This window comes from Pseudomonas sp. NPDC089530 (genome assembly GCF_050280705.1).
GTDB lineage: Bacteria > Pseudomonadota > Gammaproteobacteria > Pseudomonadales > Pseudomonadaceae > Aquipseudomonas.
The window spans coordinates 1-19,034 of sequence record NZ_JBNNVU010000073.1 but is presented as its reverse complement, the minus strand read 5'-3'; the positions used below and the strand labels follow the sequence as shown (position 1 = coordinate 19,034).

19 protein-coding genes are annotated in these 19,034 nt (G+C 64.4%); 7 read left to right on the top strand and 12 right to left on the bottom strand.

Annotated elements, in window-relative coordinates:
- The first annotated feature begins 93 nt into the window (after nucleotides 1–93).
- Entirely contained in the window at nucleotides 94–1,353 is a 1,260-nt protein-coding gene (locus ACQKQA_RS22690) for an OprD family porin (RefSeq protein ID WP_427562671.1), read from the top strand.
- A 68-nt stretch (nucleotides 1,354–1,421) separates the two neighbouring features.
- On the opposite strand, the gene pcaC is transcribed toward ACQKQA_RS22690, so the two are convergent.
- The 9 genes from pcaC to pcaR all read right to left on the bottom strand — a co-directional run bounded on the left by pcaC (nucleotide 1,422) and on the right by pcaR (nucleotide 11,008).
- The gene (gene pcaC, locus ACQKQA_RS22685; RefSeq protein ID WP_427562668.1) at nucleotides 1,422–1,814 is read right to left on the bottom strand and encodes a 4-carboxymuconolactone decarboxylase; all 393 of its coding nucleotides are present in this window, start codon (nucleotides 1,812–1,814) and stop codon (nucleotides 1,422–1,424) included.
- A 10-nt stretch (nucleotides 1,815–1,824) separates the two neighbouring features.
- On the bottom strand, nucleotides 1,825–2,625 hold the full coding sequence (gene pcaD, locus ACQKQA_RS22680) for a 3-oxoadipate enol-lactonase (RefSeq protein ID WP_427562665.1): 801 nt from the start codon (nucleotides 2,623–2,625) through the stop codon (nucleotides 1,825–1,827).
- A gap of 12 nt (nucleotides 2,626–2,637) precedes the next feature.
- The gene (locus ACQKQA_RS22675) at nucleotides 2,638–4,002 is read right to left on the bottom strand and encodes a 3-carboxy-cis,cis-muconate cycloisomerase (RefSeq protein ID WP_427562662.1); all 1,365 of its coding nucleotides are present in this window, start codon (nucleotides 4,000–4,002) and stop codon (nucleotides 2,638–2,640) included.
- Between the two features lie 49 nt (nucleotides 4,003–4,051).
- Nucleotides 4,052–5,347: an MFS family transporter gene (locus tag ACQKQA_RS22670; RefSeq protein ID WP_427562659.1), complete on the bottom strand. Its 1,296-nt coding sequence runs from the start codon at nucleotides 5,345–5,347 to the stop codon at nucleotides 4,052–4,054.
- A gap of 106 nt (nucleotides 5,348–5,453) precedes the next feature.
- A complete protein-coding gene (gene pcaF / locus ACQKQA_RS22665) occupies nucleotides 5,454–6,659 on the bottom strand; it encodes a 3-oxoadipyl-CoA thiolase (protein WP_427562691.1) in 1,206 nt (401 codons plus the stop codon).
- Nucleotides 6,656–7,438: a CoA-transferase subunit beta gene (locus tag ACQKQA_RS22660; protein WP_427562688.1), complete on the bottom strand. Its 783-nt coding sequence runs from the start codon at nucleotides 7,436–7,438 to the stop codon at nucleotides 6,656–6,658. Before ACQKQA_RS22660 ends, pcaF begins: the two co-directional genes overlap by 4 nt.
- Nucleotides 7,435–8,292 carry a CoA transferase subunit A gene (locus ACQKQA_RS22655; RefSeq protein WP_427562656.1) on the bottom strand — a complete coding sequence of 286 codons (858 nt, stop codon included), beginning with the start codon at nucleotides 8,290–8,292 and terminating at the stop codon, nucleotides 7,435–7,437. Before ACQKQA_RS22655 ends, ACQKQA_RS22660 begins: the two co-directional genes overlap by 4 nt.
- A 216-nt stretch (nucleotides 8,293–8,508) precedes the next feature.
- On the bottom strand, nucleotides 8,509–9,855 hold the full coding sequence (locus tag ACQKQA_RS22650) for an MFS transporter (RefSeq protein ID WP_427562653.1): 1,347 nt from the start codon (nucleotides 9,853–9,855) through the stop codon (nucleotides 8,509–8,511).
- 310 nt (nucleotides 9,856–10,165) lie between these two features.
- Nucleotides 10,166–11,008, bottom strand: coding sequence for a pca regulon transcriptional regulator PcaR (pcaR, locus tag ACQKQA_RS22645; RefSeq protein WP_427562650.1), 843 nt, complete (start codon nucleotides 11,006–11,008; stop codon nucleotides 10,166–10,168).
- Between the two features lie 625 nt (nucleotides 11,009–11,633).
- On the opposite strand from pcaR, the gene ACQKQA_RS22640 reads away from it, so the two are divergent.
- Nucleotides 11,634–11,834, top strand: coding sequence for a hypothetical protein (locus ACQKQA_RS22640; RefSeq protein WP_427562647.1), 201 nt, complete (start codon nucleotides 11,634–11,636; stop codon nucleotides 11,832–11,834).
- A gap of 343 nt (nucleotides 11,835–12,177) precedes the next feature.
- The gene (locus ACQKQA_RS22635) at nucleotides 12,178–13,653 is read left to right on the top strand and encodes an inorganic phosphate transporter (protein WP_427562644.1); all 1,476 of its coding nucleotides are present in this window, start codon (nucleotides 12,178–12,180) and stop codon (nucleotides 13,651–13,653) included.
- 150 nt (nucleotides 13,654–13,803) lie between these two features.
- On the opposite strand, the gene ccoM is transcribed toward ACQKQA_RS22635, so the two are convergent.
- Together ccoM and ACQKQA_RS22625 are read right to left on the bottom strand one after the other, a co-directional pair.
- Nucleotides 13,804–13,920 carry a cytochrome c oxidase subunit CcoM gene (ccoM, locus tag ACQKQA_RS22630; protein WP_007926603.1) on the bottom strand — a complete coding sequence of 39 codons (117 nt, stop codon included), beginning with the start codon at nucleotides 13,918–13,920 and terminating at the stop codon, nucleotides 13,804–13,806.
- 144 nt (nucleotides 13,921–14,064) lie between these two features.
- Nucleotides 14,065–14,223, bottom strand: coding sequence for a hypothetical protein (locus tag ACQKQA_RS22625; RefSeq protein WP_427562641.1), 159 nt, complete (start codon nucleotides 14,221–14,223; stop codon nucleotides 14,065–14,067).
- Nucleotides 14,224–14,424: 201 nt separating this feature from the next.
- On the opposite strand from ACQKQA_RS22625, the gene ACQKQA_RS22620 reads away from it, so the two are divergent.
- The 3 genes from ACQKQA_RS22620 (at nucleotide 14,425) to ACQKQA_RS22610 (ending at nucleotide 17,073) form a co-directional block, all read left to right on the top strand.
- On the top strand, nucleotides 14,425–15,309 hold the full coding sequence (locus ACQKQA_RS22620) for a LysR substrate-binding domain-containing protein (RefSeq protein WP_427562638.1): 885 nt from the start codon (nucleotides 14,425–14,427) through the stop codon (nucleotides 15,307–15,309).
- Between the two features lie 88 nt (nucleotides 15,310–15,397).
- Nucleotides 15,398–15,868: a RidA family protein gene (locus tag ACQKQA_RS22615; protein WP_427562635.1), complete on the top strand. Its 471-nt coding sequence runs from the start codon at nucleotides 15,398–15,400 to the stop codon at nucleotides 15,866–15,868.
- Entirely contained in the window at nucleotides 15,865–17,073 is a 1,209-nt protein-coding gene (locus ACQKQA_RS22610; RefSeq protein WP_427562633.1) for an aminotransferase class V-fold PLP-dependent enzyme, read from the top strand. The genes ACQKQA_RS22615 and ACQKQA_RS22610 overlap by 4 nt, the downstream gene beginning before the upstream one ends.
- Here ACQKQA_RS22610 and ACQKQA_RS22605 read toward each other — a convergent pair.
- Complete coding sequence (locus ACQKQA_RS22605) at nucleotides 17,070–17,408, bottom strand: aspartate-semialdehyde dehydrogenase (protein WP_427562630.1); 339 nt, start codon at nucleotides 17,406–17,408, stop codon at nucleotides 17,070–17,072. The two genes, ACQKQA_RS22610 and ACQKQA_RS22605, sit on opposite strands and share 4 nt — an antisense overlap.
- A gap of 220 nt (nucleotides 17,409–17,628) precedes the next feature.
- On the opposite strand from ACQKQA_RS22605, the gene rapA reads away from it, so the two are divergent.
- The coding region (gene rapA, locus ACQKQA_RS22600; protein WP_427562627.1) for an RNA polymerase-associated protein RapA at nucleotides 17,629–19,034 on the top strand (1,406 nt) is incomplete at its 3' end.

Below are 19,034 nucleotides of genomic sequence, written 5' to 3'. Positions count from 1 at the left end.
CCGTTCGTTTGCCCGATTTTTTGTCTGCAACCCCTGGTTGCGGCTGCGTACCGCTGCATCCCCAACAATTAGAAAGCAGAGAGTCCTGAGCCCATGAAAGCGTCCACCGCGCCCTATGCATTTCCCAGTCTGATCGCCCTGGCACTGGCCGGCGCTGCCTTGCCCGCGGCGGCCGAGGAGTCGGGTTTTCTCGAAGACGCCAAGGCCAACCTGAACCTGCGCAACTTCTATATCAACCGCAACTTCACTAACCCGAACAAGGCCCAGGGCAAGGCCGAAGAGTGGACCCAGAGCTTCATCCTCGACGCCAGGTCCGGCTTTACCCAGGGCACCGTCGGCTTCGGCATGGACCTGCTGGGGCTGTACTCGCTGAAACTCGATGGCGGCAAGGGCACCGGCGGCACCCAACTGCTGCCGCTGGATCACGATGGGCGCCCGGCCGACAACTTCGGTCGCCTGGGCGTGGCGTTCAAGGCCCGCGTGTCACAGACCGAGGTGAAGGTCGGCGAATGGATGCCGGTGCTGCCGATCCTGCGTTCGGACGATGGCCGCTCCCTGCCCCAGACCTTCCGCGGCGGACAGATCACCTCGAAGGAAATCGCCGGCCTGACCCTCTACGGCGGCCAGTTCCGCGCCAACAGCCCGCGGGACGACAGCAGCATGAGCGACATGTCGATGACCGGCAAAGCGGCCTTCACCTCCGACCGCTTCAACTTCCAGGGCGGCGAATACAGCTTCAACGACAAACGTACTCAGATCGGCCTGTGGAACGCCCAGCTCAAGGACATCTACCGCCAGCAGTACCTCAACCTGACCCACAGCCAGCCGCTGGGCGACTGGACCCTGGGCGCCAACATCGGCTTCTTCTACGGCAAGGACGACGGCAGCGCCCGCGCCGGCGAGCTGGACAACAAGACCTGGTCGGGCCTGTTTTCGGCCCGGTACGGCGGCCACACCTTCTACGTCGGCCTGCAGAAACTCATCGGCGACAACGCCTGGATGCGCGTCAACGGCACCAGCGGCGGCACCCTGGCCAACGACAGCTACAACGCCAGCTACGACAACGCCCAGGAACGCTCCTGGCAGTTGCGCCACGACTACAACTTCGCCGCCCTCGGCATTCCCGGCCTGACCCTGATGAACCGCTACATCAAGGGCGACAACGTGCACACCGGCACCATCACCGACGGCAAGGAATGGGGACGCGAGAGCGAACTGGGCTACACCGTGCAAAGCGGCGCCCTCAAGGACCTCAACCTCAAATGGCGCAACTCGACGATACGCCGCGACTTCAGCACCAACGAGTTCGACGAGAACCGCCTGATCGTCAGCTACCCGATCAGCCTGCTGTAACCGCGCCTTCGCTCCTACAGGGCCAGGTCTGAAACGTAGCGGCGCCGGGTTGCCCGGCGCCGACCTGTTTATTTGCGGGATTCGACGCCCAGCTCGTCCCACACCGACTCGGCCAGGTGGAAGGTGGCGTTGGCCGCCGGAATGCCGCAATAGATGGCGCTCTGCATGATCACTTCCTTGATCTCGGCGCGGCTCACGCCGTTGTTCGCCGCGGCCCGCAGGTGCAGCTTGAGCTCCTCGTTGCGGTTCATGCCGATCAGCATGGCGATGGTGATCAGGCTGCGGGTATGCCGTGGCAGGCCCGGGCGGGTCCAGATATCGCCCCAGGCATGCCGGGTGATCATTTCCTGGAACTCCGCGTTGAACTCGTTCAGGGTGTTCAGGCTGCGGTCGACATGGGCATCGCCCAGCACCGCGCGACGCACTTGCATGCCTTCGGCGTAACGTTGTTTCTCGTCCACGAAAAGCTCCTTAAATGCGCTGGCCGGCCAGCAGAAAGGCCACGACCCGCTCGCTGAACGCGGCGCCAGCCTGGACGTTGGACAGGTGCGCCGCCTGGAACTCGGCGTACTCGGCGCCGCGCACCCGCTCCTGGATAAAATGCCCGCCCGCTGGCGGCGTGACCGCGTCTTCGGTGCCGGAAATCACCAGGGTCGGCGCCTGGATCGCCGACAGTTGCTCGCGGAAATCCGCGTCGCGCACCGCCGCGCAGTTGGCGGCATAGCCCTGGGGCGAGGTGGCCGCCAGCATGTCGGTGATCAGCTTGGCCTGGTCCGGGTGCGCCGCGGCGAAATCCGGGGTGAACCAGCGGGCGATCGAGGCATCGCGCAGCGCCACCATCGCCGCCTGGCCGTCGCGCAGCACGGTCTCGATGCGTGGGTTCCACACCGAGGGATCGCCGATCTTCGCCGCGGTGTTGCACACCACCAGCTTGTGCAGGCGCTCGCCGGCGTTGATCCCCAGCCACTGGCCGATCAAGCCGCCCATGGACAGGCCGCAGAAATGCGCGCGCTCGATCCGCAGCGCATCCAGCAGCGCCAGCACGTCGCGCCCCAGTTGCTCGATGCTGTAAGGGCCTTCCGTGACCAGGGACTTGCCGTGGCCGCGGGTGTCGAAACGCAGCACCCGGAAGTGCTCGGTAAAGGCCGGGATCTGGATGTCCCACATGTGCAGGTCGGTCCCCAGGGAGTTGGACAGGACCAGCACCGGCGCGTGGTCCGGGCCGTCCAGTTGGTAATGCAGTTCGCCATCGGCGAGTTGTACGAATGCCACGGGCAGTCTCCTTCAGGCGTTCAAGGCAAAATGTTCGGCCACGGCGCGCTCGACCCAGGTCTGTGCCTGGCCGAGGTAGTGCGCCGGGTCCAGCAGGCGATCCAGTTGCGCCGCCGACAGTTCGGCGGTCACTTGCGGTTCATCCCCCAACACCGCACGCAGGTGCCGCTGTTCGGCCACGGCGCGCTTGCAGCATTGCTCCAGCAGATGGTGTGCGGTCTCGCGGCCCAGGCGCTGGGCCAGGGCGATGCTCACGGCCTCCGCCAGCACCAGCCCCTGGGTCAGGTCGAGGTTCCTGGCCATACGTGCGGCGTCGACTTCCAGCCCGTCGGCCACCAGCAGCGCCTGTTGCAAGGCACCGGACACCAGGCAGCAGATCTCCGGCAGGGTTTCCCATTCGGCATGCCACAGGCCCAGGCTGCGTTCGTGCTCCTGGGGCATGGCGCTGAACAGCGTCGCCAGCAGCCCGGGGACCCGGGTCGCCGCACCGATCAGCACCGCCGCGCCCACCGGGTTGCGCTTGTGCGGCATGGTCGAGGAGCCGCCCTTGCCCGGCGCCGAGGGCTCGAAGACTTCCGCCGCCTCGGTCTGCATCAGCAGGCTGATATCGCGACCGAGCTTGCCGAGGCTGCCGGCGATCAGGCCGAGTACCGCGGCGAACTCCACCAGGCGGTCGCGCTGGGTATGCCAGGGCTGTTCCGGCAAATTCAGTTGCAACTCTTCGGCCAGGGCCCGGGCGATGGGCAGGGCCTGCTCGCCCAGGGCCGCGAGGGTGCCGGAGGCGCCGCCGAACTGCAGCACCAGCAAACGTGGCTTGAGCTGTGCCAGGCGCTGGCGGCTGCGGGTCACGGCCCCCAGCCAGCCGGCGATCTTCATCCCGAGGGTGACCGGCGTGGCATGTTGCAGCCAGGTGCGGCCGGCCATGGGCGTGTCGGCGTAGCGCTGGGCTTGCACGGCCAGGATCTCGCCGAGCCGGGACAGGTCGTGGTCGATCAGGCTCAATGCGCTGCGCAGTTGCAGGACCAGACCGCTGTCCATCACATCCTGGCTGGTGGCGCCCAGATGCACATAACGCTCGGCGCTGGCATCGACCGTGGCGATCTGTTTGCCCAGGGCCTTGACCAGCGGAATCGCCGAGTTGCCCGCCGTGGCGATGGCCTGGCCCAGGGCGAAGAAATCATAGAGTCCGACGCGGCAGGCCGCCTCGATCGGTGCCACCGCAGCGGCCGGAATCGCTCCGACCCGGGCCTGCGCCCTGGCCAGCGCGGCCTCGAAGTCCAGCATGGCCTGGACCCGCCCCTGGTCGCAGAACACCTCGCGCATATCGCGGGCAGTGAAATAGGCATCGAACAATTGGTTGCTCGCCGGTGTACTCATAAACAATCCCTTGGGGGGCGTGCGCCCGAAGCGGGCGCACGCGGACAGGTCAAAGATCGTGGTGCAGGTACGCCGCCTGTTTCGGCAGGCGCAGGCTGAACAGGAAAGCAATCGCCATCATCACGGTGACATACCAGTAGAAGGTGTTCTCCATGCCCATGTTCTTGAAGTTCAGCGCGACCCACTCCGCCGAACCGCCGAACAGCGCGTTGGCCACCGCATAGGCCAGGCCGACCCCCAGCGCCCGCACCTGGGTCGGGAACATCTCGGCCTTCACCAGGCCGCTGATGGAGGTGTAGAAACTGACGATCGCCAGGGCCAGGGTAATCAGCACGAAGGCCAGGAACGGATTGGTGACGGTTTTCAGGGTCAGCAGGATCGGCACCGTGCACAGCGTACCCAGGGCGCCGAACCAGAGCATCGAGTTACGCCGGCCGATCCTGTCCGCCAGCATGCCGAAGAACGGCTGCATGCACATATAAAGGAAGAGCGCGCCGGTCATGATGTAGCTGGCGGTCTTGACGGACATCCCGGCGGTGTTCACCAGGTATTTCTGCATGTAGGTGGTGAAGGTGTAGAAAATCAGCGAACCGCCGGCGGTGTAGCCCAGCACGGTGATAAAGGCCTTGGTGTGATGCTTGAACAGCGCCGCGACGCTGCCGGCCTCCTTGTCTTCGCGTATTTCCTTGCTGGTGGTTTCTTTCAGCGAACGCCGCAGCAGCAGGGAAACCAAGGCCGCGATGGCGCCGATCACGAACGGAATCCGCCAGCCCCAGGCCTTGAGCTGCGCCTCGTCGAGGAACTGTTGCAGGATCACCACCACCAGCACCGCCAGCAGTTGCCCGCCGATCAGGGTCACGTACTGGAACGAGGCGAAGAAACCGCGCTGTCCCTGGAGCGCGACTTCGCTCATGTAGGTGGCGGTGGTGCCGTATTCACCGCCCACCGACAGGCCCTGGAACAGCCGCGCGAACAGCAGCAGGGCCGGCGCCCAGGCGCCGATGCTGGCGTAGGTTGGCAGGAAGGCGATGACCAGGGAGCCGGCGCACATCATCAGCACCGAGATCATCATGGAGTTCTTGCGCCCGTGCTTGTCCGCCACCCGGCCGAACAGCCAGCCACCGATGGGACGCATCAGGAACCCGGCGGCGAACACACCGGCCGTGTTGAGCAGTTGTACGGTGGGATCGTCGGAAGGGAAAAACGCCGGGGCGAAATAGATCGCGCAGAAGGCATAGACGTAGAAGTCGAACCATTCGACCAGGTTGCCGGAGGAGGCACCGACGATCGCGAAAATCCTCTTGCTGCGCTCTTCCGCCGAGTAGTGGCTGGTTAACGTTGTCATGGCTGTTCACTCTTTGGGGACAGTGTGAGTCTAGACATAATTGGTAACAGTCCCGTTCCACAAGGCGACCAGGGGGATCGCGAGCAAGCTTCGCGATCCCCTTGCATCACACCCGCTCGATAGCCAGCGCCAGGCCCTGGCCAACCCCCACGCACATGGTCGCCAAGCCTTTGCTGCCGCCGGTCTTTTCCAGCTGATGCAGCGCGGTCAGCACCAGGCGCGCGCCGCTCATGCCCAGCGGATGGCCCAGGGCGATGGCGCCACCGTTGGGGTTGACCTGCGGCGCATCGTCCGCCAATCCCAGCTCGCGCAGCACCGCCAGGCCCTGGCTGGCGAAGGCTTCGTTGAGTTCGATCACATCGAAGTCGTTGACCGCCACGCCCAGGCGTTCGATCAGCTTGCGCACCGCCGGCACCGGGCCGATGCCCATCACCCGCGGCGCGACACCGGCGCTGGCCATGCCCAGGACCCGGGCCCGGGCGGTCAGGCCGTGCTTTTTCACCGCTTCGGCCGACGCCAGGATCAGCGCCGCCGCCCCATCGTTGACCCCCGAGGCGTTGCCGGCAGTGACGGTCTTGTCCGGACCGTTGACCGGCTTGAGTTTGCCCAGGGTCTCCAGGGTGGTATCGGCCCGCGGATGTTCGTCCTGCTCGACCAGGGTCTCGCCCTTCTTGTGCACGATGCGCACCGGGACGATCTCCTCGGCGAAGAACCCGGCGGCCTGGGCCGCGGCGGTGCGTTGCTGGCTGCGCAGGGCGAAAGCGTCCTGGTCGGCGCGGGACACCCGGTAGTCGTCAGCCACGTTGTCGGCGGTCTGCGGCATGGCGTCGACCCCGTACTGGGCCTTCATCAGCGGGTTGATGAAGCGCCAGCCGATGGTGGTGTCTTCCAGCTTCATGTTGCGCGAAAACGCCGTGTCGGCCTTGCCCATGACAAAGGGCGCGCGGGACATCGACTCGACGCCGCCGGCGATCGCCAGCTCCATCTCGCCGCTGGCGATGGCGCGGAACGCGGTGCCGATAGCATCCATGCCCGAAGCGCACAGGCGGTTGAGGGTCACCCCCGGAATCGTCTCCGGCAGCCCGGCCAGCAGCAGTGCCATGCGCGCCACGTTGCGGTTGTCCTCGCCGGCCTGGTTGGCGCAGCCGAGGAACACCTCGTCCAGGGCGTTCCAGTCCACCGACGGGTTGCGTTCGATCAGCGCCTTGATCGGCACCGCGGCCAGATCGTCGGCCCGTACCGTCGCCAGACCGCCGCCAAAGCGGCCGATGGGGGTACGGATGGCATCACAGATAAAGACGTCGCGCATCAGGCTTCTCCCGGGGTTTGACCGTGGGCCGCGGCGGTACGGGCTTCCAGGTCGCGCAAGGCGCTCAGTTCGACGGCGGTGGGCGCGGCAGTCTCGGCCACCTGCTCGGTGAAGCGGATCGCCCAGCCGGTGGCGGCCACCACTTGCTCGCGGGTCACCCCCGGGTGCAGCGAGGTGACCACGAACTCATGGGTGCCGGCTTCCGGTTCCATGATGCACAGGTCGGTGATGATACCCACCGGCCCTGCCCCTGGCAGGCCCAGGCGCTTGCGCGAATCGCCACCTTCGCCGTGGCCGACCGAGGTGATGAAGTCGAGCTTGTCGACGAAGGAGCGCGACGACTGCTTGAGGATGATCAGCACGCTCTTGGCGGAACCGGCGATCTCCGGCGCGCCGCCGGCGCCCGGCAGGCGGACTTTCGGCTGGTGGTAGTCGCCGACCACCGTGGTGTTGATGTTGCCGAAGCGGTCGACCTGAGCCGCGCCGAGGAAGCCGACGTCGATGCGCCCGCCCTGCAGCCAGTAGCGGAAGATCTCGCCGGTGGGCACCACGGTGTCCGCGGTCTCGGCCAGCTCGCCGTCGCCGATGGACAGCGGCAGCACGCTCGGCTTGGCGCCGATCGGGCCGGATTCGTAGATCAGCACCACGTCCGGCGACGAGGTCAGGCGCGCCAGGTTGGCGGCCTTGGACGGCAGGCCAATGCCGACGAAGCACACCGAGCCGTTCCGCAGGCGGCGGGCAGCAGCCACGGTCATCATTTCATTGGTGGTGTAGGTCATTATTTGGCCCCCGTTGCGGCGGCCAGCTTGGCCTGGAATTCGCTGAAGTCGGCACTGCCGCGGATGTATTCGTTGATCCAGGCGGTGAAGGTTGCGCGGTCGCGAGCGATCGGGTCCCAGGCCTGGTAGAAGATGTTGTCGCGCTCGGTGTAACCGTGGGCGTAGGACGGATGGGCGCCGCCCGGCACATGGCAGACCGCGCTCAGGGCCCAGGTCGGCAGCACGCAGGCATTCATCGGCGCGTTCAGGTCGTCGACGATTTCTTCCACGGTGACAATGCAGCGCTTGGCGGCCAGGGCGGCCTCCTTCTGCACGCCGAGGATGCCCCACAGCAGCACGTTGCCCTTGCGGTCGGCTTTCTGCGCGTGGATCACGGTGACGTCGGGACGCACCGACGGCACCGCCGCCAGCACTTCGCCGGTGAACGGGCAGGTCACGCTCTTGATCAGCGGATTGACCTTGGGCAGGTCGGAGCCGGCATAGGCGCGCAGCACTGCGAAGGGCAGGCCCGAGGCCCCGGCCACGTAGGCGTTGGCCAGGTCGGCGTGGCTGTGTTCTTCGATCTCCAGGGCATGGGGCCATTGTTTCTCCACCGCGTCGCGCAAGCGATGCAGGGAACCCACGCCGGGGTTGCCACCCCAGGAGAAAATCAGCTTGCGGGCACAACCGGCGCCGATCAACTGGTCGTAGATCAGGTCGGGGGTCATCCGTACCAGGGTCAGGTCTTGCTTGCCCTGGCGAATGATTTCATGACCCGCGGCCGTGGGGATCAGGTGGGTGAAGCCTTCGAGCGCGACGGTATCGCCGTCGTTGATGAACTGCTTCACCGCGTCGTGCAGCGAAAGGATTTCAGCCATGGGGATCTCCCGATTGTTATTGAGCGACTGGAAGAAAAAGGCGCAAGGGATGCGGCCTGGATGACTGAAGAGTAAGTCGGGGGGAAAAACCGAACAATCCGATAATCGACTAAGTGTTCGTTTATCGAACATATTGTTGTAGGGCTATCTATTACCAAGAGCATCGCGGGCAAGCCTCGCTCCTACAAGACAAGGCGCCCGCGAGAAGGTCATCGATCAGGTCGCATCGGCATGGCTGACCATGCCCTTGATCACCACCGCCGTGGTCGCCAGCGCCGCCGGGATCACCAGCGCGGTCAGCACCTGTTCGAAGTTCCAGCCCAGCCCCAGCAGCGTGGCGCCCATCCAGGCGCCGAGAATCGCGCCGAAGCGCCCGATGCCGAGCATCCACGACACACCGGTGGCGCGGCCCTGGGTCGGGTAGAAGCGCGCGGCCAGGGACGGCATCGCCGACTGCGCGCCGTTGACGCACATGCCGGCGATCAGCACCAGGGTCGCCAGCAGGGTGATGTTGCCCAGGCTCTGCCCCACGGCGTAGGCAAAGACCCCGGCCAGCAGGTAGAAGGTGCCGATCACCTTGTGCGGGTTGAAGCGATCCATGGCCCAGCCCACTGCCACGGCACTGAGGACGCCGCCAAACTGGAACAGCGCGCCGATAAAGGCGGCCTGCTCCATGCTCGCGCCGCTGTCGCGCATCAGGGTCGGCAGCCAGCTGGTCAGCAGGTAGACGATCACCAGCCCCATGAAATAGGTCAGCCACAACAGCAAGGTGCCGACGCTGTAGGTCCCGGAGAAGATCACCGCGAACACGTTGCGCGCCTTCACCGTCTTCTGTTCCGGCACGCTGAAGCTCGAAGCCTGGCCGACCGTGGCCGGCTCGATCGGCGCCAGGGCCTTGCGCACCTTGTCTGTGCCGCGATTACGCACCACCAGATAACGCGCCGACTCCGGCAGCCAGGCCAGCAGCACCAGCGCCAGGATCAGCGGCAGGATCCCGCCGATCAACAGCAGGCTGTGCCAGCCGAACGCCGGAATCAGCTTGGCGGAAATGAACCCGCCGCCGGCCATGCCCAGGTTGAAGCCACAGAACATGCTGGTCACCAGCAACGACTTGTGACGCTCCGGGGTGTACTCGGAGAGCAGTGTGGTGGCGTTCGGCATGCCCGCCCCCAGGCCCAGGCCGGTGAGGAACCGCAGCACCAGCAACTGATCGACATTGCTGCTGTAGGCCGAGGCCAGGCTGAAGGCTCCGAACAGCAGCACCGCCCCCACCAGCACCACTTTGCGCCCGAAGCGGTCGGCCAGCGGGCCGGAACCCAACGCGCCGAAGACCATGCCGATCAGCGCCGCGCTCATCACCGGGCCGAGGCTGGCACGGTCGATGCCCCAATCCTGGGACAGCGCCGGCGCGATGAAGCCCATGGCCGCGGTATCGAGACCATCGAGGAACACAATCAGGAAACACAGGATCACTACCCGCCACTGGTAGCGCGACAGCGGCTGGGCATTGATGAAGGACTGCACATCGAGGCAGTTCCCTACAGCGGATTGAGGCTGGTTCATTATTTTTATTCCACGCAAAAAACGCAGGCGAACGGGTGCCAGCCAGGGCTGGCCGGTTCGGATCGAAAATGGGCTTGGGAGATCAGGCCGTCGGCGGGCGAAGGCAGGACACAGAGGCGCGGCTGGGCGCGCGGGCGATGCTCATGGGGGGTTGGCCTCTTCATTATTATGGAGGTCGCCGCCCGGCTGCCGGAGAGGCAAGCTCCAGTCGCCGGATGACGCTGCCGCGACATTAATGAGGCAAGGGAAAGAGCGTCAATTCGCCAAGCGCGTATCTGTGCGTTAATCGAACAGCTTAAGAAAGCCGCCCTCAGGCGAACAATTGGGCACTGAGGTCGCGGCTGGCGCTGAGCAGCCCCGGCAAAAAGCGCTGTTCCAGCTCGGCGCGGCTGACGCGGCCGGCATGGGTGCTGACGTTCAGCGCAGCCAGCACCTGGCCCGAAGCGTCGTACACCGGCACGGCGATGGAGCGCAGGCCTTGCTCCAGTTCCTGGTCGACGATGCACCAGCCCTGCTGCCTGACCTGTTGCAGGCATTCGAGCAACGCCTCCGGAGTGTGCAGGGTGCGGCTGGTCTTGGCTTGCAGCTCGGCATGCTCGAGGTATTCGCGCAACGAGGCGTCGTCCAATGCCGCCAGCAGGATCCGCCCCATGGAGGTGCAGTAGGCCGGCAGGCGCCCGCCGACCGAGAGGTCGACCGAAATCAGGCGCTGGGTGGTGGCCGAACGGGCGATGTAGAGAATGTCGTCGCCTTCCAGAGTGGCCATGTTGCAGGCTTCGTGCAGTTGCTCGCTCATGCGGTCCAGGTAAGGCTGGGCCGACACCGCCAGTGGCGTGGAAGACAGATAGGCATGCCCCAGCGTCAGCACCTTGGGCAGCAACGAATAGGTCCGGCCATCGGTGGTGGCGTAGCCAAGCTTGATCAAGGTGTGCAGGCAGCGGCGCACGGCGGCACGGGGAATCTCCGTGCGATGGCTGATCTGGGCGATGGTCAGATGGCGCTTGCGCTCCTGAAAGGCCTGCACCACCGCCAGCCCGCGGGCCAGAGAGGTCATGAAATCCGGATCACCCGTCAGCGCCTGAATCCGCTTGGCCGGTGACGCGACAATCGGTGGCGCCACGGAAGCGAAGGAGTTACGCAATTGATCGTTCATTTAAGTTCTCTACGGCGGAGGTCCGGCTTATTACAAGCCGTATTGGCAAAGGTGCACAAGCCTGTGCGGCCAACATTGGGCGATTATCGAACTGCCGCCCGATAATCGCAATCCGTGCGGATCGCCCTTTCCCGCCCGCCTGTTTTCCGCCGCCAATATAAGGTCTCGGTTGATCAGATTAATCCGTACAACTTGTCAGACATTGATACAGAACTGCGGCATGACCCGGATTAAAACTTGGGTGTAACAAAACCTTGATATGAAGTTGAAGATTTTTAACTTATTGTCGATAGAGTTATTCATGGCCGCCGCTATAATGAGCCAAGTGATCACCGGCGTTTTTTGTATTCTCCAGTATCATCAGGTGGCGTACAGGCAAGTGGCGTCTCCTCGGCAAACGCTTGACCCTCATCCCGATATACCCGGCCAATGCGTTTGCAAAAATTAGCTGTTGCTACGACAGTTGTTCTTCTCCGGTGGCGTGGCCACATGCAACAAGAACGCGGCTTGGCGAATCCCCCACGCAACTCCGTCCTGTTAATCGAGGCGAGTACGAGGTGGTTCGCCAAACCCGATCGAAGCGCTGTGTATCGCCGGAATTATCTCAAATCAGTTAGGTAACACTGTGACGAAAGACGAACTGCGCGCGGAACTTGAGCGCCAGGAACAACGTTACAAGGAAGTTTACGGAGGCGAAGTCACCACTTACGCCGCCCAGCCCGAACCGGAACGCAAACCATGGCGCAAGCGGGCCAGCATCCAAGATCAGGCCTTTACCCAAGAATTGCAAAAGATGGAAAAAGAGCTCAAGGCAGAACAGCCGTGATGCTCCGCGCCTGAAGATCTCCCATGTCCCGGGCCTTGCGCAGACCGTTTCGAGCGCGAGGCCGGGCAGGCCTTACCCCATCTGCGGCCCAAGGGCTCGAAAAGTGCCCAAGGACTGAAATTTCATACAAGCGTTTGAACGATTTGACCTGGCGTCGCGCCCCTGCCCCTCGGCATGATCGCCAATAAAATCAATGGTTTGTCCGTGCCCTGAAAAATGGCATGGCCATTGGCCTGCCTCCGGCTTTTTCGTTGAAGAATGTTACCAACCAGCACCTAGTGCATTGATTACCAGGGTTTTCTGGCATAATCGCGCCCCCTTATGACCGGGTCAGAAAACCTTCATGATCGATTTATTCAGCGGACTGGATGCTTGGGTGCTTGTGAGCCTCTTGCTCGCCCTGGCTTTTGTCCTCGCCTACGAGTTCATCAACGGCTTTCATGACACCGCAAATGCGGTTGCCACTGTTATCTACACCAAAGCCATGCCGCCGCACCTGGCCGTGTTCTTTTCCGGTGTATTCAATTTCCTCGGCGTGCTGCTGGGCGGCGTCGGCGTGGCCTATGCCATCGTCCATCTGCTGCCGGTCGAGCTGCTGATCAACGTCAACACCGGCCACGGCCTGGCCATGGTCTTCTCGTTGCTGGCCGCGGCCATCACCTGGAACCTGGGCACCTGGTATTTCGGTATTCCCGCTTCCAGCTCCCACACCCTGATCGGCTCGATCCTCGGGGTCGGCCTGGCCAACGCCCTGCTCAACGACATCCCGCTGGGCGATGGCGTGAACTGGCAGAAGGCGATCGATATCGGTGCCTCCCTGGTGTTCTCGCCGATGGCTGGCTTCCTGATTGCCGCCCTGGTGCTGATCGGCCTGAAGTGGTGGCGCCCGATCTCGAAGATGCACAAGACCCCGGAAGACCGCCGCAAGATCGACGACAAGAAACACCCGCCCTTCTGGAACCGCCTGGTCCTGGTGATCTCGGCCATGGCCGTGAGCTTCGTGCACGGCTCCAACGACGGTCAGAAAGGTATCGGCCTGATCATGCTGGTGCTGATCGGTATCGTGCCGGCGCAGTTCGTGCTCGACCTGAACAGCACCACCTACCAGATCGAACGTACCCGCGACGCCACCCTGCACCTGAGCCAGTTCTACCAGCGCAACCAGGATTCCCTGGGCGAGTTCCTGGCCCTGGGCAAAAGCGTGAAAGACGACCTGCCAGGCAAGTTCCGCTGCAACCCGCAACAGACCGAACCGACCATCGCCGCCCTGCTGGGTACCCTCAAGGGCGTAGCCGACTATCACTCGCTGTCGGCCGAAAGCCGTATCGAAGTGCGTCGTTACCTGCTCTGCCTGGACGACACGGCGAAGAAGGTCGGCAAACTGCCAGACCTCGCCGCCCGTGAAAAGGCCGACCTGGACAAACTGCGCAAGGACCTGACCGCCACCACCGAATACGCCCCGTTCTGGGTGATCCTGGCCGTGGCCCTGGCCCTTGGCCTGGGGACCATGATCGGCTGGAAACGCGTGGTCCAGACCATCGGTGAAAAGATCGGCAAGCAAGGCATGACCTATGCCCAGGGCATGTCGGCGCAGATCACCGCCGCCGGCCTGATCGGTATGGCCAACATCTTCAGCCTGCCGGTATCGACCACCCATGTGCTGTCCTCGGGCGTGGCCGGGACCATGGTGGCGAACAAGAGCGGCCTGCAAAGCGGCACCATCCGCACCATCCTGCTGGCCTGGGTACTGACCCTGCCAGCGACCGTGGCGCTGTCGGCTGGTCTGTTCTGGCTGGCCTCGAAAGCCCTCGGGAGCTGATGCCCCGGCCGGCAACAAAAAAGGTGCGCCCTTCGGGTCGCACCTTTTTTTATGCCGGCAGCAATGATCGTTTTCCTACAAAACACACGGGCAAAAAAAAGGGCAACCGAAGTTGCCCAAAATGCCTTGCGTGCTCGTTACCGGAAAGATTTAAGGTTTTTTGCGTTTATGCGCATCTTTCCAGATGAAAAATCCAAACCCTGCGAAAAACAGAACCATGAGGCCGACAGTCAGCACTCCGGCGATCACCACATTATCGAAAAACATGACTGGCCTCCTGCTCATGCCCTGTTGCGATGGGGCTAAGTTAACCAAAGAGGCGGCGGGGAAAATTGACCGGGGTCAATGTCGCCCAAGACAGGGCGACAGGGAGGGGGAATAACTGACTTGCGTCAACGGATCGGGCCCGTATCAGCGCTTTTTCGGCTTTTTGGACTTCTTTTTCGGCTTGCCCAGGGGCATGGCCTGCTCGAAGGCCTGGCGCACTTCGTTCAGGCGCTTTTCCTTCAGGTCATGCACACGCTTGGCACGTTCGGCGTTCAGGTCGATCAGGTTGTCGTCTTGGCTCATGGCGTCGGCTTGCATCATTCGGGTCAATGTCGGGCGGAGCTTCTGGACAGCGGGCTCTGGCCCTTGCGGGTTTGCCAATAATGCGACCTGAGGCGGCGGCTGACCAGCGCCAGGCGCCTGTCCAACAGAATAAAGTCGGTGCCTTGGCGATGCTTTCCCAGCAGAATCGGCACTTTCAGCGTTCGGCAAAGGATGTATGACGTGGAATTATCCAAGGCCCTCCCGCCCCTGCTGGCCCTGCGCGCATTCGAGGCCGTGGCCCGGCACCTGAGTTTCGTCAAGGCCGCCCAGGAACTGTCGGTGACCCAAAGCGCGATCAGCCATCAGGTACACAAACTCGAAGACTACCTGGACAAACGCCTGTTCGTTCGCCGGACCCGAGCGATCGACCTGACCGAAGCCGGCAACGCCTACTACCTGCAGATTCGCCCGGCCCTGGAACGCATCGCCCAGGCGACCCACGACCTGCGCGATGCAATGGCTCATGAAAGCGTATTGCGCATCGGCCTGCTGGCCTCGTTCGCCACCCTGTGGCTGGCGCCGCGACTGGCCGGCTTCACCCGCCTGCACCCAAGGATTCGCGTCGAACTGCTACCGGATATCGGCCTGGCGGACGTCGCGGGCGGCGAAGTCGACCTGGCCATCCGTTATGGCAAGGGCGGCTGGCCGAACGTCCAGGCCAGGCGCTTCATGGCAGAACGCATAGCCCCGGTGTGCAGCCCCGAATTCAAGGCCCGCGGGCTGGCCCAGGGGCCGCTGCTCATGGCCAGGTCGCACCAGCCGTTCGAATGGAACGACTGGAGCAGGCACCATCACTTCGACCTCAGCGGCTACCCCAGCCTGATGCTGCACGACTACAACATCGTGGTCGAAGCCGCCGTCGCCGGCCAAGGCATCGCCATGGGCCGCCACCAGTTGATCCAGCGGCGCCTGGCCGAAGGCAGCCTGGTGCCGGCCTTCGACCTGCCGCCCCTGGACAGCGCTATCGGCTACTGGCTGGTGACCGCCGAGGGTCCGCTCGCCCCGGCGACTGCCGCCTTCGTCGACTGGCTGATCCTCGAATCAGGCGACCACCTCGACGGGTGAGAAATTTCGATACGTCGAATCAGATCTATCCGTTTGTCCGCCACCTCGAGGCTGAACATGCTGAGCCCCTTCAACCAGAGGACTCGCCATGCATCACTCTCTCAGCCAACGCGTTCAACAACTGGGCTTCAAGCTGCCTGCCCCGAGCCAGCCGATCGCCAACTATGTCAACCATACCCGCAGCCAGAACCTGCTGTTCATCTCCGGGCAGATCCCCCTGCATGGCGCCACGCCGGCCTATACCGGACGCCTTGGCGAATCCTTGTCCGAAGAACAAGGCATCGAGGCTGCCGAGCTGGCGGCCCTGGGGCTGCTCGCGCAATTGAGCGATGCGCTGGATGACGACCTCTCGCGCCTGTCGCACACCCTGCGCCTGGGCGTATTCATTGCCGCCAGCGCCGACTTCCAGCGCCAGGGCGCGGTGGCCAACGGCGCCTCCAACCTGCTGGTCAACGTCCTCGGCGAAAAAGGCCGACATGCCCGTACCGCCGTGGGCGTGGCCAGCCTGCCGGGCGGCGTGGCGGTGGAGATCGACGCGATCTTCGAGCTGTTGCCATGAACAGCCTGAGCCCGGAACACATCCGCCAACTGCGAGCGGCCACTCCGGGCTGCGCCCAGGTCATCCACTTCAACCATGCCGGGGCGTCGCTCCCCAGCCAGGCGACCCTCGACGCCATGCTCGAACAGCTGCATCGCGAAGCCAGGGAAGGCCCCATGGAGGCCGCCGGTCACGGTGCGCTGATCCAGGAGCGGGCGCGCCAGGCCGCCGCCCGGCTGCTCAATACCAGCAGCGCCGCCATTGCCTTCGCCAGCAGCGGCTCCGCAGCCTGGGGCATGGCCTTCAATGCGCTGGGGCCCTGGCGGGCGGGGGACCGGATTCTGCTCGGGCGCCATGAATGGGGCGGCAACCTGGCCTGCATGGCGCCCGCGGTCAGCGCCGGCGCCCGCCTGGAGGTCATCCCCTGCGATAGCCAGGGCGCGGTCTCGGTCGCGGCCCTCGAACAACTGCTCGATGCGCGGGTGCGCCTGATCGCCCTGACCTGGCTGCCGGCCAACGGCGGCCTGATCAACCCGGCGGAGGCCGTTGGCGAACTGGCCCGGGCCCGGCAGATTCCCTATTTCATCGACGCCGGGCAGGCCCTGGGGCAGTTGCCCTGTGATGTGCAGGCCTTGCAATGCGATGTGCTCAAGGGCGCCGGGCGCAAATACCTGCGGGGCCCGCGCGGTACCGCCCTGCTGTATGTCCGCCCGGAGTTCCTGCAACGCCTGGATCCGGGGCCGCGGGATGTGCTGTCAGCCCCTTGGGATGGACAGGCATTTCCCCTGCGCGAGGATGCCCGGCGCTTTGAAACCAGCGAGGTATCCCTGGTCCTGCTGGCCGGACTGGAGGCGGCCCTGAGCCAGCTGAACGCCATCGGGGTCGATGCCATACGCCAGCGCATCGATGGCTTGAGCCGCCGCATCCGCCTCGGGCTCGACGCCATCCCCGGCCTGCAGCGCCAGGACCTGGGGTCCGAGCAACGGCAATCGGGGCTGATCGCCTTTACCCTGCCGGACTGGGATGCTTTCGAGCTGAAGCAGCGACTGGCGCGCCAGGGCATCAATATCGGCGCCAACGGCGTTGCCTATACCCCGCTGGATATGCAGGCCCGCGGCCTGACCAGCATTGCGCGGATCTCGGTAAGCCATCTGAACACGGAAGAAGAAGCCGACCTGCTGCTGCAGGCATTGCGAGAACTGGCGGAGCCGAACACGCGCGCCTAGACCTGCACGTCGACCCACAACCCCTGGCGCGGCGCGTCCTCGATCAGCGGCACCACGGGCACGGTGTTGTCGGCATTGAGCCCATCGCCGGGCTCGGCCAGATGCAGCTCGGCATCGTCTTGCGCCTCGCGCTGGCGTTTTTTCCTTTGCTGGCGTTGTTGTTCTTCCCGCAGCAGCAACGCCGACTGTTCGGCATCGCGTTTCTGCAGGTCGATGGTGCTTTCATTGGAACTCTGTTGCACCGAGACCACCGGCGGAATGTCCGGGCGCGGCCGGATCGGGTCCTGCTGGGAAGTCACTGGCACGGCACTCAAGGGCAGCATCGGGGGCAGCATATTATTGGTTCTCCTGTGGGCAGGCTGTCGGCTGCCGAGGGGACGACTTGAGCCATCGGTCGCAAACTTGTGACCCAATCGTCAGCCGATCGTGCCCCAGGCTCCGATAAGCGCTCCGATACGCTACCTTCCAAGCGTAGTTGTTTTTGTCACAGCCCTTTGGCCTGAGGGCGTCGATCCGTTAACATAGCCGGCTTTTTCAAGGCGGGAGTCAGGCAGCATGGCGCAGCAGTATCAACCGGGGCAACGCTGGATCAGTGACAGCGAAGCCGAGCTAGGTCTAGGCACCGTTCTGGCACAGGACGGCCGCTTGCTGACCGTGCTCTATCCGGCCACTGGCGACACTCGCCAGTATGCGCTACGGAATGCGCCCCTCACCCGCGTGCGGTTTTCCCCGGGTGACACCATCACCCACTTCGAAGGCTGGAAAATGACCGTGCGCGAAGTCGACGACGTCGACGGCCTGCTGGTCTACCACGGCCTCAACGGGCAGAACGAAAGCGTCACCCTGCCGGAAACCCAACTCTCGAACTTCATCCAGTTCCGTCTGGCCAGCGACCGTCTGTTCGCCGGGCAGATCGACCCGCTGGCCTGGTTCTCCCTGCGCTACCACACCCTGGAACACACCAGCCGCCAGTTGCAGTCCTCGCTCTGGGGCCTGGGCGGCGCGCGTGCCCAACCGATCGCCCACCAGTTGCACATTGCCCGTGAAGTCGCCGACCGTATCGCGCCGCGGGTCCTGCTGGCGGACGAAGTGGGCCTGGGCAAGACCATCGAAGCCGGCCTGGTGATCCATCGCCAGCTGCTGTCGGGCCGCGCCAGCCGCGTGCTGATCCTGGTTCCGGAAAACCTGCAGCACCAGTGGCTGGTGGAAATGCGCCGGCGCTTCAACCTGCAGGTCGCGCTGTTCGATGAAGAACGCTTTATCGAAAGCGATGCCGCCAACCCCTTCGAGGACACCCAGCTCGCCCTGGTGGCCCTGGAATGGCTGGTGGACGACGACAAGGCCCAGGACGCGCTGTTCGCCGCCGGCTGGGACCTGATGGTGGTCGACGAAGCCCACCACCTGGTGTGGCACGAAGACCAGATCAGCCCGGAATACGCGCTGGTGGAACAGCTGGCCGAGGTGATCCCCGGCGTGCTGCTGCTCACCGCGACCCCGGAACAGCTGGGCCAGGACAGCCACTTCGCCCGTCTGCGCCTGCTCGACCCGAACCGTTTCCACGACTTGGCGGCCTTCCGCGCCGAGAGCGAGAACTATCGCCCGGTGGCCGAAGCCGTACAGGAGTTGCTGGATGACGGCCGTCTGTCGCCACAGGCACACCAGACCATCCACGGCTTCCTCGGCAACGAAGGCGAAGCCCTGCTCGCCGCCGTCAACGAGGGCGACAGCGACGCCAAGGCGCGTCTGGTGCGCGAGCTGCTGGACCGCCACGGCACCGGCCGCGTGCTGTTCCGCAACACCCGCGCCGCGGTGCAGGGCTTCCCCGAGCGCAAGCTGCATCCGTACCCGCTGCCGTGCCCGGACGAAAGCAGGCGCAAAACCGCGGCCAGACCGCCATCGCCAAACTGCTGCGGGACGCCGGCGCGTCCTGATTCATCCCTACGGAGCCCCCATGAAAGACG